Origin of the sequence: Clostridium sp. B9 (assembly GCF_050509515.1) — a bacterium.
In the GTDB taxonomy this organism is placed as follows: domain Bacteria; phylum Bacillota; class Clostridia; order Clostridiales; family Clostridiaceae; genus Sarcina.
On the sequence record NZ_JBNWKA010000003.1, the window covers coordinates 3333116 to 3347052 of the forward strand.

The window sequence follows — 13937 nt, forward strand, 5'->3', positions numbered from 1 at the left end:
ATATTATACAGCCCCATAATTTTCTTTAATCTATGAATTTAGATAAGCTATTATAAAGCTATCTATTCCTCCATCCATAACTCCATTTACATTAGAAGTTTCAACATTAGTTCTATGGTCTTTAACCATTGAATATGGGTGGAATACATAACTTCTAATCTGACTTCCCCATCCCATATCTTTAAGCTCACCTGTTAAATCCTCTATCTTCTCCTTATGAGCTCTTTCTTTAAGCTCTATAAGTTTTGATTTTAACATTCCCATAGCTGTATCTCTATTTGAGAACTGGCTTCTCTCATTTTGACATTGTACAACTATTCCAGTTGGAATATGAGTTATTCTTACAGCTGACTCAGTTTTATTTACGTGCTGACCACCTGCCCCACCTGCTCTATAAGTATCTATTCTTAAATCAACAGGATTTATTTCTATATCTTGATCCGAAGTAAGCTCTGGTAGAACCTCTACAGAAGCAAAAGAAGTTTGTCTTTTACCATTAGCATTAAAAGGAGAAATTCTAACTAGTCTATGTATTCCTTTTTCAGCCTTTAAATATCCATAGGCAAACTCACCTTTAACTCTTAGCGTAACACTTTTAACACCAGCCTCATCACCTGGAAGATAATCTAAAGTTTCAACTGAATAACCTTTTTTTTCACACCATCTAGTGTACATTCTTAAAAGCATTTCAGTCCAATCATTAGCATCACTTCCTCCAACACCAGTGTGTAGAGTTAATATGGCGTCATTTCTATCGTATTCTCCTGAAAGTATTGTCTCTATCTTTAATACTTCTATTTCTTTATCTAAAGCTTTAACTTCACTTATTATCTCTTGTGTAGTTTCTTCATCCTCATCTTCCATAAGTTCTCTCAAAACTTCAACATCATCTATCCTTTGATTTAAACTTTTAAAATTATCTATTTTATCCTTTAATCTTTTAGCTTCTTGGGTTACTTCCTGAGCTTTTTGAACATCGTCCCAAAAGCCTGTCTCCTGCATCTTTAACTCAAGCTCTGCACTCTTCTTTTCTAAAGATGCTAAGTCAAAGTGAAGCCCCCATTTCCTTTAAATTATTTTTTAGTTCATGCAACCTTGACAATTGATTCTCAAGTTCCATAATCATAAAAACTTCACCCCTAGCTTTAATTATTTTCCTATTATAGAGTATATCATTTTCTTTCATCTTTAAACAGAAAAGAATTAAAAAGAGTCCCTATGAAATTCATAAGGACTCTAAAAAAATTATGTTAAACTACTTCTCTTCCACAACATGATTTATATTTCTTTCCACTTCCACATGGACATAAATCATTTCTTCCTACTTTATTAGGATCTTTTCTAACTGGCTGTTTTTTTGCTTCTGATGAATCTCCACCATGACTTGCTCCTGTTTCTTGAACAACTCTTTCTCTTTGTGGTTTTTCAACTTCAACCTTAACATGGAATAAGTATTTCACTGTGTCTAACTTGATGTTATTAATCATCTCATCAAACATATTACTTCCTTCCATTTGATATGCTTGAGTTGGATCTTGCTGCTTGTAAGCTCTTAATCCAATACCCTGTTTTAAATGATCCATATCATCTATATGATCCATCCACTTAGTATCAACAACTCTTAAGATGATAACTCTTTCTATCTCTCTCATTTGTTCTGATCCTACAGTCTCTTCTTTCTCTTTATAAAGTTCTCTAGCACATTCTATGAACTTTCTAGTTATTTCATCATCTGAACAAGTTTTTAACTCTTCTACAGTAAACTTACCATGAGGTAACATTATATCTTCTAAATACTTGATTAAATCTCCAAGCTCTTTTTCAAAATCTTCTTCCTCAACATTAGCTAAATGAGCTTGAACAGCTCCTCCAATAACATCTTCAATCATAGATTGAACGCTATCTTCTAAATTTTCACCTTCTAAAACTTGTGATCTTTGCTTGTAGATAACTTCTCTTTGTTTATTCATAACATCATCATATCCTAATAATGTTTTTCTGATATCAAAGTTATTTCCTTCTACTTTTTTCTGAGCATTTTCTATTGATTTACTAACCATTTTACTTTCAATAGCTTCTGTCTCTTCTAATCCTAATTTATCAACAACAGCCTGTAACTTTTCTGATCCGAAGATTCTCATTAAATCATCTTCTAAGGAAATATAGAATCTTGAATGTCCTTTATCTCCTTGACGACCTGAACGTCCTCTTAACTGATTATCTATTCTTCTTGATTCATGTCTTTCAGTACCTATGATTTTTAAACCACCAACTTCTAAAACACCTTCTCCAAGTTTAATATCAGTACCTCTACCTGCCATATTAGTTGCAATTGTTATGTTACCAAACTCACCAGCATGTGATACAATCTCAGCTTCTTGTTCATGGTATTTTGCATTTAAAACCTTATGTGGAACACCTTTTCTCTTAAGTAAAGCTGAAAGATATTCTGATTTTTCTATGCTTGTTGTACCAACTAGAACTGGCTGACCAGTTTTATGAGTCTCTATAATTTCTTCAACTATAGCATTGTATTTTCCTTTAGCAGTTTTGAATACTAAGTCTGAATGATCTTCTCTTTGGATTGGCTTATGTGTTGGAACAACAACAACGTCTAATCCATAGATTTCTCTAAATTCATTTTCTTCAGTAAGAGCTGTACCTGTCATACCTGCTAATTTAGTATACATTCTGAAATAGTTCTGGAATGTAATTGTTGCTAAAGTCTTAGATTCTCTTTGAACTTTAACTCCTTCTTTAGCCTCAATTGCTTGGTGAAGACCATCTGAGTATCTTCTACCTTCCATAAGTCTTCCTGTAAACTCATCAACTATAGCTATTTCATCATCTTTAACCATGTAATCTTTATCTCTCTTCATTACATAGTTAGCTTTTAATGCTTGAGTTATATGGTGTTGTAATTCCATATTATTAGCATCAGCATAGTTTTCTATTCCAAAAGCCTTCTCTGCCTCTTCTACCCCTTTATCAGTAAGCATTGCGGCATGTGCTTTCTCATCTATTGTATAATCCTCTTCTTCTCTTAATTTCTTAACAAAGAAGTCAGCTATCTTATAAAGATCTGTTGACTTGCTTCCTGCACCTGAAATTATAAGAGGAGTTCTTGCTTCATCTATAAGTATTGAGTCAACCTCATCCACTATACAGTAGTGTAATGGTCTTTGAACTCTTTCCTCTTTATATATAACCATGTTGTCTCTTAAGTAATCAAATCCAAACTCATTGTTTGTTCCATAAGTTATATCTGAATTATATGCTTCTCTTCTTTGGTCATTAGTTAAACCATGAACTATAACTCCAGTTGTTAGTCCTAAGAATCCATATAACTTACCCATTTCTTCTTTATCTCTTGATGCTAGATAGTCGTTTACTGTTATTACGTGAACACCTTTTCCAACTATAGCATTTAAATAAACTGGTAATGTTGCAACTAATGTTTTACCTTCTCCAGTTTTCATCTCTGCAATTCTTCCTTGGTGTAAGACTACCCCTCCAATTAATTGCTCTCTATAATGTCTCATACCTAGGACTCTTGTTGATGCTTCTCTACAAACAGCAAAAGCTTCTGGAAGAATACTATCTAGGCTTTCTCCTTTAGCATATCTATCTTTAAACTCAATTGTTTTATTCTTTAGTTCTTCATCAGATAGTTTTTCCATGTCAGGCCCAAGCGCGTCTATTTTATCAACAATAGGCTGAATTCTCTTAACTTCTCTATCGCTATAACTTCCAAATATTTTATCAAATAGTCCCATTATGCTATCCCTCAATTCTACTTTCTTATATGCTTAATCTATATTAATCGTTATTCAATTATAACATTTATATCAACTAGTTTTCAATAAATGTAATAATTTAACTAAAACTTTTACATAAAATAAAAAGATGTGAATAAAAAAATTCACATCTCTTAATATATTAATACTATTCGTCTCCTAGTCCTGGTTCAATTAAACCGTAATTTCCATCTTTTCTTTTATAAACTACGTTTAATTGGTTTGTATCCGCATCTTGGAATACAAAGAAGTCATGGCCTATAAGTTCCATTTGTAAAACTGCTTCCTCAGCACCCATTGGTTTAACATCAAATCTTTTAGTCTTAACAATTGCTGACTCTTTTTCATCTTTAACCTCTTCTAATGGGTCTATATGAGCAAATCTTAATGAATCATATCTATTTTTCTTTGATAATCTAGTTTTTTGCTTTCTTATTTGTCTTTCGATTTTTTCCTCTACTAAGTCAATTGACTTGTACATATCATCTGTAGATTCTTCACCTCTTAATAGTATGCCATTAAAAGGAATCATAACTTCTATGATTTGTTTATTTTTTTCTACGCTTAAAGTGGCCTTTGCTTCAACTCCTGGTTCGAAATACTTGCTTAACTTGGATATCTTCTTTTCTACTGAATCCTTTAAAGCATTTGTTAACTCTATATTCTTAGCATGTACTGTTACTTTCATGTCGTCAGCCCCTTTCAAAAAACAAGTAACCTAAATTAATGTAAAGGTTTTAATTTATATTTTAATTGTACTCTTTTATTGACTCTTATACAAGGTTAAATTATCGCAATTTACTGAAAATTTTTCCATATGAGATTCTTCGTTCTAATTAAATCTTTACTTTTCTTAAGTTATATATAGTAAATGAAGCTTGACAAAAATAAAAAAGGACTATGAAAATCATAGTCCTTTTTTATAGCTAGTTGACCTGGTTTTTGACCCCACACTCGCCTACTGGAGCTTTCGCTACCCGGAATCAACCTCTCACTACTAACCCTCTCAGCCTTTATTGGCTGGTAGGTCTTACTTCTAAGCCGCACCATGCTCACTAAAACTTTGTTTAGCTTACGTGGATCGTTTCGCCTGCGACTGGCATCGACTTTCAACCACAAACCTAGCTACATTAATATTATATATTACTTTTTGCAATAGTCAATAAAAATATTTTAATATTTTTAACTTTTTTAAGTTCTTTAGCACAAACTTTCAATGTTGAACCTGTAGTCATAACATCATCTAAAAGCAATACTCTTTTTCCTTCTAAACTTTTATTATTAATCAACTTAAATGCTTTACTAACATTTTTTTCTCTCTCATCTCTTGTTAGTGATTTTTGCTCTTTGACTTTATTTTTCTTTTTTAGTACTTGTATAACTTCTATATTTAATCTTTTACCTAATTCTTTTGCTAAGAATTCACACTGATTAAATTCCTTTTTCTTAAGTGCATCTTTAGCTACTGGGACATAAGTTATATAATCAACCTCTATTCCTTGCCTCCTAAATCGCTCTTCTAATAAAAGAACTAATATTTCTCCTGCATGAAAATCTCCTTTATATTTAAGTCTTAATACTAAATCTTTAATTATAAAAGAATAATAAGAACATACCATTAGTTCAAACTCTTCTAATCTTACTAAGTCATTCACTTTAGGTATTTCTTTCATGCATTTATCACATATTATCTTGTTCCCCTCTTCATTGCATACATAGCATTTTGCTTCTGTTGGATAGATTGCTTCTAAAAAACATTCTAACAAATATTTTATTCTACTTCTGCACTCTTCCATAAAGTCTCATTAAAGCTTCGTGCTAACCTCCTAGCTATTTCTATATGTTCATTTTCTTCATTACTCAATAAAATAACTTCTCTACAGTTGCATTCATTTTCACCTAAAGAACCACATGCAAATATTATTTTCTTATAATCAACAATGTCTTTATTGAAAAAATAAACTACAAGATCACAATTAGGCTTTGAATCAAAATATTCATGTAATGAATCTGTTATATAAATAATTGCTTCTTTTTTAAAAACACTCTCTCCCATAACTTTTGTTAAGGAGTTGTCTTTATCACTCTTTACTATTTTAACCTTATCGCCTAAGTTTAAATCATTTGTATAATAATCAAAAATAATATCAATATTATTTTTATTTGAAACATATATTACTAAAACTCTTTTTTCTCTAATAAACCACTCTATATAATCATATAAAGTATATGGCATAGCATTATTTAAATTCACTCTAGTAGTTATGAGCCTAGGCTCTAAAAAATGTTTTTTTCTTTTATCATTTAAGATATCTAGGTGCCTTATATTATTAAAAACTTTATCTACAGAGCATACTATTATCTTATTTGATAGATTTTTTAAATAAATTAAATCTTCACTACACTCAATACTATTTTTATTAGAGTACATACTTACATCATCAAATATTATTAAGTCAAAAGACTTTTTTATTTTAAAAAGATTATCAAAAGAAACGAATTGAAAGTTCATTGAATTTAAATATTCATCGCTACAAGCTTTTCTATTTTTCCCTACATAAAGTATTTGCTCTCCATTTCTTAAACAATCTTTTATTAATCCACCAATGAAATCTAAGTTTTGATATGGCTCACAAATTAAATTTATAAACTTATCATCTTCTCTTATATACCATTTCCTTAATATATGACCATATCTATTCGTATTCCTAAAATTATCACCATATAAACTCACATTAAAATCCCCCTATTTTAATCTTGTTCAAAAATATCATTTGATATTACTTCTTTTATTCTCCAATTTAATGAAGAATATCTTTCCATACTTCTAGTATTATCAACCATATATTTTAATGCTTTAGGAATTCCTACAACTACAACCATTTCCTTAGCTCTTGTTATTCCTGTATATAGTAAATTTCTATTCATAAGAAGTGGTGCTCCCATATAAGCTGGCATTATTACTACTGGGAATTCACTCCCTTGGCTTTTGTGTATGGTTATTGCATAAGCTAAATCTAATTCATCTAAGTACATAAAGTCATAAATAACTTTTCTCTCATCATCAAATACTATAGACATTTTCTTACCATCTAAATCTATATTATCAATGAATCCCATATCACCATTAAAGACCCCTGATCCTTCATGTTCACCTTTCCCTGCTATTCTGGTTCGATTTTAGAGAGTAGTTATTCTTAATTTGCATGACCTTATCTCCCTCTCTAAAAATCATACTTCTAAATTCTTTCTCTTTTTTATATGAAGCCTTTGGATTTAACACACTTTGAATCTTTTCATTAAGATTAGTTACTCCAAGTACTCCTTTTTTCATAGGAACAAGCACCTGTATGCTCTTTAATTTATCCCACTTAGAATTAAACTTTGGAAGTCTTGTATTTATTAAATCTATTATTGTATTTAAAATTCCTTCTTGAATATCATTTTTTATAAAAAAGAAATCTGTTCCTTTTTCATTTAATTTAGGCATCTCACCTTTATTTATTTTATGTGCATTTACAACAATCATACTTTCTTTCCCTTGTCTAAATATTTCCTTTAAACGTACAACCTTTGTAAATCCACTTTCTATAAAATCATTTAGCACATTTCCTGCTCCTACTGAAGGTAACTGGTCAACATCTCCTACTATAATAAGCCTTGTTCCTACCTTAATTGACTTTAATAAAGCATTCATAAGAGTTATATCTATCATTGAAGCCTCATCGATTATTACTACATCAGCCTCTAAAGAGTGTTCCTCAGTATTAGTCACAAATAGACTTTCATCTTTTTCAAAGACACCCATATCAAGCATTCTATGTATTGTAGTAGCCTCTTTACCTGTTGATTCACTCATTCTCTTTGCTGCTCTTCCTGTTGGTGCGCCTAAAAGAACCTTTAATCCACAAGTTTCAAATATTTCAATTATACACTTTATTATAGTTGTCTTACCTGTTCCTGGACCTCCAGTTATTATCTCGATTCCATTTTGAAAAGCACTTATTATAGCATCCTTTTGTGACTCAGCAAAAGTTATGTTATTCTTCTTTTCAAACTGAACTATTAAGTGATCAACATCAACATTTATACTTTGAAAATTGCTAATTGCTAATGTTAAAATCCTATTCGTTATTCCAAGTTCACAATAATAATTAGGTATTGTAAATACACCTTCTTTATCATGAACTTTTTCTAATTTTATCTTTCTATCTAAAGCTGCATTTTTTATATTTTCATCTATTATTTTTTCATCAACAGTTAAAACATTACTTGCTTCTTTAAGAAGTTCTTCCTTTGGCATAAATGTGTGTCCATTAGCACAGAATTCATTTATTACATATCTTATTCCACTTTGAATTCTAAATGGAGAATCAACTTCTATCCCTAGACTCCTAGCTATTTTATCTGACGTTTTGAATCCTATTCCTGATATTTCATCACACAAAACATATGGATTATTTTTAACAGTTTCAACTGCGCCTGCTCCATATTTCTTATATATTTTTAAACACTGATTTACACTTAAGCCATGAGTTTGAAGGAATATTGTTATATTTTTAAGTTCACTCTGTTCTCTGTAAGACTCAATAACAGTATCAAGCTTTTTCTTTCCTATTCCCTCTATTTCTTTTAATCTCTCTATATGATTATCTAAAATATTTAATGTATCTGCTCCAAACTTTTTAACAATTTTTTTTGCAGTAACAGGACCTATTCCTTGTATTATTCCAGAAGATAAATACTTCTCTATACCTGCTTCTGAAGTTGGTAATATTTCCTCACACTCTTCTACCTTAAATTGTTTTCCAAACTGAGAATGATTTACCCAGTTTCCTGTTATTTTTAAATTCTGTCCTTCCTTTATGTGTGGAAGAACTCCTACTATTGTATGAATATTATTATTTTCTCTAAATTTTATTACTGTATACCCTGTATCAGAGCTCTTAAATACTATACTTTCAACTATTCCATTTAATACTTCCATATTACCTCCAAAAAGGTTTCTCTTAAATTGTTATTACTATTAATTATATCACAATTGTTAATTTTAAATCATAAACTTTATTTTGTTGACTTGGTGAAGTGAAAATCTTAATATTAATATTGAGGAAGGTGATTCGTATGTTAATAAAAAATTGTAATATAGTATATTTGGATAGAATTGAAGCTGGAAATATACTTATTGAAAACGGAAAGATAAAAGCTATAAATCCAGTAGAAGAAACTAATTGTGAAGTATTAGATGGACAAGGTTTATTCCTATCTCCTGGATTTATAGATGTTCATATACACGGAGCTGGTGGACACGATACTATGGATGGTACTTTTGATGCTATAAACGAAATTTCAAAAGTTATAGTTAAACATGGTACTACTTCATTCTTACCAACAACAATGACAGTTGCTGCTGAAGATGTATGCCAATCAATGAAAGCTATACACAAAGCAAAAACTGAAGGAACTGACGGTGCTAATGTTTTAGGTGCTCACTTAGAAGGTCCATTCATAAGTCCAAGTGCTATAGGTGCACAAAACCCTGATTTCCTAATACCTCCAACAAAAGAGAACTTTTATAAGTTAGTTGGAGAGCATGAAGACGATGTTGTTTCAATAACTCTTGCTCCAGAAATAGATGGTGCTAAAGAACTTACTAAATTCTTAAGCGAAAAAGGAATAGTAGTTTCAATGGGACACACTAAAGCAAATTATGAAGAAGCTATGGAAGGAATCAAGTGTGGATGCTCACATGCTACTCACTTATTCAATGCTATGACTCCATTTACTCATAGAGAACCTGGTGTTGTAGGTGCTGTTTTTGATAGTGAAATAACTACTGAAACAATATCAGATGGTATTCATATAGCATATCCAAGTTTAAGAGTAGCTTATAAACAAAAAGGAACAGATAAGATGTTATTAATAACTGATGCTATGATGGCTTGTTGTATGCCTGATGGAATGTACTCACTAGGCGGTCAAGATGTTGAAGTTAAAAATGGAGCTGCGAGACTATTGACTGGTTCATTAGCAGGTTCTATCTTAACTTTAGATGTTGCAGTTAAGAACATATTCAACAATACAGACTATCCACTAAACGAAGTTATTAAAATGGCTACTTATAACGGAGCTAGACACTGTAAAGTAAATGACAGAAAAGGATTAATCAAAGAAGGCTACGACGCTGACTTAATACTTTTCGATGAAAACATAGATATCAAATATGTAATAGTTAACGGAAAACTAGTTCACCAAGCATAGAAAAAAATACCTACTAGATTAATTTCTAGTAGGTATTTTTCTATTTCGCTTTATTTTTAAATCACATAAACTTCAATTAATAATATATAAAGAACCAACTAAGGAATTCTTAATTGGTTCTTCTATATATTAAAGATTTTTCTTTATTTCTTCAACTTTATTTAAGTTTTCCCATGGAAGTTCAACATCTGTTCTTCCGAAATGTCCATAAGCAGCTGTTTGCTTGTAGATTGGTCTTCTTAAATCTAAGTCTCTTATTATAGCTCCTGGTCTTAAATCAAATACTTTGTTTATTATATTAACTATTTCAGCATCTGATATTTTTCCTGTTCCAAAAGTATCTACGATTATTGATACAGGCTTAGCAACACCTATTGCATATGCAACTTGAACTTCTAACTTATCTGCAACACCTGCAGCAACTAAGTTCTTAGCTACCCATCTAGCTGCGTAAGCTGCTGATCTATCAACCTTAGTTGGGTCTTTTCCTGAGAAAGCACCACCACCGTGTCTTCCATATCCACCGTAAGTATCAACTATAATTTTTCTTCCTGTTAATCCAGCATCCCCTTGAGGTCCCTCCAATAACGAATCTTCCTGTTGGGTTAATGTAGTACTTAGTTTCTTCATCTAATAACTCAGCTGGTATAACAGCTTTTATAACATGCTCCATTAAATCCTCTTGAATTTGCTCTTGAGTAACTTCTGGTCCATGTTGAGTAGATATTACTATAGCATCTATTCTAACTGGTTTATTATCTTCATACTCAACTGTAACTTGAGTTTTTCCATCTGGTCTTAAGTAAGGTAAAGTTCCGTTCTTTCTTACTTCTGTTAATCTTCTTGATAATCTATGAGCCATAGCGATTGGAGCTGGCATAAATTCTTCTGTTTCATTTGTAGCAAAACCAAACATCATACCTTGGTCTCCTGCTCCAACAGCGTCTATGTCAATTTTCTCACCTTCTCTTGACTCTAGAGCCTCATCAACCCCCATAGCTATATCTGAAGATTGCTCATCTATTGTAGTCATAACTGAACAAGTTTCACAGTCAAATCCATATTTAGCTCTGTCATAACCAATTTCTCTAATTGTTTCTCTTGCTATCTTAGGAATATCAACATAACAATTAGTTGTTATTTCTCCCATAACCATTACTAATCCTGTAGTAACAGCTGTCTCACAAGCAACTCTTGCATTTGGATCTTTATCAAATATAGCATCTAAAACTGCATCTGAAATTTGATCACATATTTTATCTGGATGTCCTTCTGTAACTGATTCTGATGTAAATAATCTTTTCATGTTTATATCGCTATTCTAACGTCTTTAGAATAGCTTATTCACCCCTTTCATATATCTTTTATTTAAAAACCCTAAATATTCTTACTAATTCATAAATTATTCTATCCAATTATTTAAAACAATATCTCTAATTAAACTGTCTAATAAAAACCATAATTTAATGCGCGCTGTTAAAAAATATTTTTTTATTAAACAAAAAAATCTCTTCTTAATCCTTTTATAGATTTAAGAAGAGATTCTAGTTATACACTAAATTTATCTTCTCTCATCTTGTAAAGAATTTTCTTTACCGGAATTGGCACCGTGGTGATTGCTCACTGGTTGCCGGGTTTCATAGGGCCTTGTTCCCTCCACCTCTCTGGATAAGAGTATATAAATACTAAATATTCTATTTTAATTCGATATTATTTTAAATAAAGAGACACTTTGATAAGTGTCTCTTGCTGGTGGTGGAAGAAGGATTCGAACCTTCGAAGTCGTCCGACAACAGATTTACAGTCTGCCCCCTTTGGCCACTCGGGAATTCCACCACATTTGGAGCTGATGATCGGACTTGAACCGATAACCTGCTGATTACAAGTCAGCTGCTCTGCCAATTGAGCCACACCAGCATAGTGTTTAATATTTTATTTTATAAATGGTGGTGGAAGAAGGATTCGAACCTTCGAAGTCGTCCGACAACAGATTTACAGTCTGCCCCCTTTGGCCACTCGGGAATTCCACCACTTGTGGAGCTGATGATCGGACTTGAACCGATAACCTGCTGATTACAAGTCAGCTGCTCTGCCAATTGAGCCACACCAGCACATTTATTAAATTTATTTAATGGTGGTCGCAACAGGGATCGAACCTGTGACCCCCTGCTTGTAAGGCAGGTGCTCTCCCAGCTGAGCTATGCGACCTTATTGGTGGTGGAAGAAGGATTCGAACCTTCGAAGTCGTCCGACAACAGATTTACAGTCTGCCCCCTTTGGCCACTCGGGAATTCCACCACTTATGGAGCTGATGATCGGACTTGAACCGATAACCTGCTGATTACAAGTCAGCTGCTCTGCCAATTGAGCCACACCAGCGCATTTATTTTTTTCTGTCGTTTTGGCTCACCGCCAATCGACAAGACTTAGTATATATTGTTACGCTGTTTATTTCAAACTTAATTTAAGGCCATTTAAAGCTATTATGTTAACTTATTTTTAATTTACTTTTAATTTCTATTATTTACTCCATTTTGCACTAGTTATTATTTTGCTTTATTTATATTAAATATTGTTCTCTATTAACTCAATATTAATATATGGATTCATTACTTCTTTAATGAGATTATAATCATCATCATCCAATTTATTCTTTAATATCTTAAATATATCTACTGCAGCACCTAATTCATCACTTCTTTTTACATGTTCTAACAAAACTCCATAATCTACAATACTTAAATTTTTAGCTATTGATAAAAGTTTTAATTTATCACTTCTCTTTATTCTTGAAGGTATAGAAAATTTATCTACCTTAAATACTTCTAAACTCTCCTCCTCTTCTTCTAAGGAATAATTACCTTTATTAGAGTAATCTCCTTCCACATCATTTATAATATATTCTCTATCTTTATTTACCTTAGATTTATTATTTATCTCATCGCCACTTTCCTCTTTATCAATTATATCTTTCCTGTTACTACTATCTTTTTCTAAATCATTATTTTCAGTTTCATTATCAATATCTCTAACATTTTCACTAATTATATTTTTCTCTATTTCTTTTATTATTCTATCTGTGTCTAATTCTTGTTCTACAAATTCATTTTTTAATTTTCCATCATTAATTTCTTTACTTAAATTAAATCTTGCGCTTGTACTCCAAAACATAATTCCAACTGTTACTGTTGTTAAAAATAAGATTACAAAAGTGAAAAACCTCTTATTCATTTAAGACCACCTCCTGTCTTAATAATTGCCTTTTAAAATCTTTTTTATACTCCTCTTTAATATTTACTCATTTACTCTCATATACTTTATCAGGAGGTGAGATATTGAAAAAAATTAAAACCTATTATGAAAATTATTTGGCTTATTATGAAATATCAAACTTTTTAAAAGATCATATTAATGAAAAAACATTAATAGTGTGTATAGGAACAGATAAATGTATAGGTGATTGCTTAGGTCCTTTAGTTGGAACACTCTTGAAGAAAAAGTTTTTTCCACTTGAGGTACTTGGAACATTAGATTCACCAATACATGCTTTAAACCTTGATAAGAAAATAACAGAAATATTAAAAAAATATCCTGATCATCATATAATCGCAATAGATGCCTGTTTAGGAGATTCTAAATCAATAGGAGAAATCCATACACGAAATGAACCAATTCATCCTGGAAAGGGTGTTGGCAAATCTCTAAGAAGTGTTGGAGATGCTTCAATAATAGCAATTGTTGATTCTTCTGAAAATATAGATTCTTTCACAAGCAGACCAATTAGACTTAACTTTATAATGGACATGTCTAACGTTATAGTTGATGCACTAATTCATGCTTATTACTTAGCTATGAAAAAAAAATAACCATATATCTCTT

8 protein-coding genes, 7 tRNA genes, 2 pseudogenes and 1 riboswitch are annotated in these 13937 nt (G+C 31.3%); of the genes and pseudogenes, 2 read left to right on the top strand and 15 right to left on the bottom strand.

What is annotated here, in order from left to right:
• Positions 1-30: 30 nt before the first annotated feature.
• The 6 genes and pseudogenes from prfB to recD2 all read right to left on the bottom strand — a co-directional run bounded on the left by prfB (position 31) and on the right by recD2 (position 8784).
• Positions 31-1126 (bottom strand): peptide chain release factor 2 gene (gene prfB, locus ACQZHJ_RS14755; protein ID WP_430486311.1). Its coding sequence is split into 2 segments (ribosomal slippage): positions 31-1047 and positions 1049-1126, totalling 1095 coding nucleotides; the frame shifts between segments, so codons are not numbered across the junction.
• A 124-nt stretch (positions 1127-1250) separates the two neighbouring features.
• On the bottom strand, positions 1251-3776 hold the full coding sequence (gene secA, locus ACQZHJ_RS14760) for a preprotein translocase subunit SecA (RefSeq protein ID WP_430486312.1): 2526 nt from the start codon (positions 3774-3776) through the stop codon (positions 1251-1253).
• A gap of 169 nt (positions 3777-3945) precedes the next feature.
• Positions 3946-4485, bottom strand: a complete 540-nt coding sequence (gene hpf, locus ACQZHJ_RS14765; RefSeq protein ID WP_430486313.1) for a ribosome hibernation-promoting factor, HPF/YfiA family — start codon at positions 4483-4485, stop codon at positions 3946-3948.
• 448 nt (positions 4486-4933) lie between these two features.
• A complete protein-coding gene (locus ACQZHJ_RS14770) occupies positions 4934-5593 on the bottom strand; it encodes a ComF family protein (protein WP_430486314.1) in 660 nt (219 codons plus the stop codon).
• Positions 5569-6531 carry a hypothetical protein gene (locus ACQZHJ_RS14775; protein ID WP_430486315.1) on the bottom strand — a complete coding sequence of 321 codons (963 nt, stop codon included), beginning with the start codon at positions 6529-6531 and terminating at the stop codon, positions 5569-5571. The genes ACQZHJ_RS14770 and ACQZHJ_RS14775 overlap by 25 nt, the downstream gene beginning before the upstream one ends.
• Before the next feature lie 17 nt (positions 6532-6548).
• Positions 6549-8784 (bottom strand): annotated as a pseudogene (gene recD2, locus ACQZHJ_RS14780) (SF1B family DNA helicase RecD2).
• A 137-nt stretch (positions 8785-8921) separates the two neighbouring features.
• Between recD2 and nagA the strand changes: the two are divergent.
• Positions 8922-10058: an N-acetylglucosamine-6-phosphate deacetylase gene (nagA, locus tag ACQZHJ_RS14785; RefSeq protein ID WP_430486316.1), complete on the top strand. Its 1137-nt coding sequence runs from the start codon at positions 8922-8924 to the stop codon at positions 10056-10058.
• Positions 10059-10187: 129 nt separating this feature from the next.
• Here nagA and metK read toward each other — a convergent pair.
• The 9 genes and pseudogenes from metK to ACQZHJ_RS14830 all read right to left on the bottom strand — a co-directional run bounded on the left by metK (position 10188) and on the right by ACQZHJ_RS14830 (position 13289).
• A pseudogene (gene metK / locus ACQZHJ_RS14790) lies at positions 10188-11364 on the bottom strand (methionine adenosyltransferase).
• Positions 11365-11626: 262 nt separating this feature from the next.
• Positions 11627-11733: riboswitch (SAM riboswitch) on the bottom strand.
• A 75-nt stretch (positions 11734-11808) separates the two neighbouring features.
• Positions 11809-11894: transfer RNA gene (locus ACQZHJ_RS14795), tRNA-Tyr, on the bottom strand.
• Between the two features lie 5 nt (positions 11895-11899).
• A tRNA-Thr gene (locus tag ACQZHJ_RS14800) sits at positions 11900-11975 on the bottom strand.
• Positions 11976-12002: 27 nt separating this feature from the next.
• Positions 12003-12088: transfer RNA gene (locus tag ACQZHJ_RS14805), tRNA-Tyr, on the bottom strand.
• 5 nt (positions 12089-12093) lie between these two features.
• A tRNA-Thr gene (locus ACQZHJ_RS14810) sits at positions 12094-12169 on the bottom strand.
• 21 nt (positions 12170-12190) lie between these two features.
• Positions 12191-12266 (bottom strand) — tRNA-Val (locus tag ACQZHJ_RS14815).
• 4 nt (positions 12267-12270) lie between these two features.
• Positions 12271-12356 (bottom strand) — tRNA-Tyr (locus tag ACQZHJ_RS14820).
• 5 nt (positions 12357-12361) lie between these two features.
• Positions 12362-12437 (bottom strand) — tRNA-Thr (locus ACQZHJ_RS14825).
• Positions 12438-12623: 186 nt separating this feature from the next.
• A complete protein-coding gene (locus tag ACQZHJ_RS14830) occupies positions 12624-13289 on the bottom strand; it encodes a hypothetical protein (protein WP_430486317.1) in 666 nt (221 codons plus the stop codon).
• Between the two features lie 104 nt (positions 13290-13393).
• Here ACQZHJ_RS14830 and yyaC point away from each other — a divergent pair, with 104 nt between their 5' ends.
• Complete coding sequence (gene yyaC / locus ACQZHJ_RS14835) at positions 13394-13924, top strand: spore protease YyaC (RefSeq protein ID WP_430486318.1); 531 nt, start codon at positions 13394-13396, stop codon at positions 13922-13924.
• Positions 13925-13937: the final 13 nt, after the last annotated feature.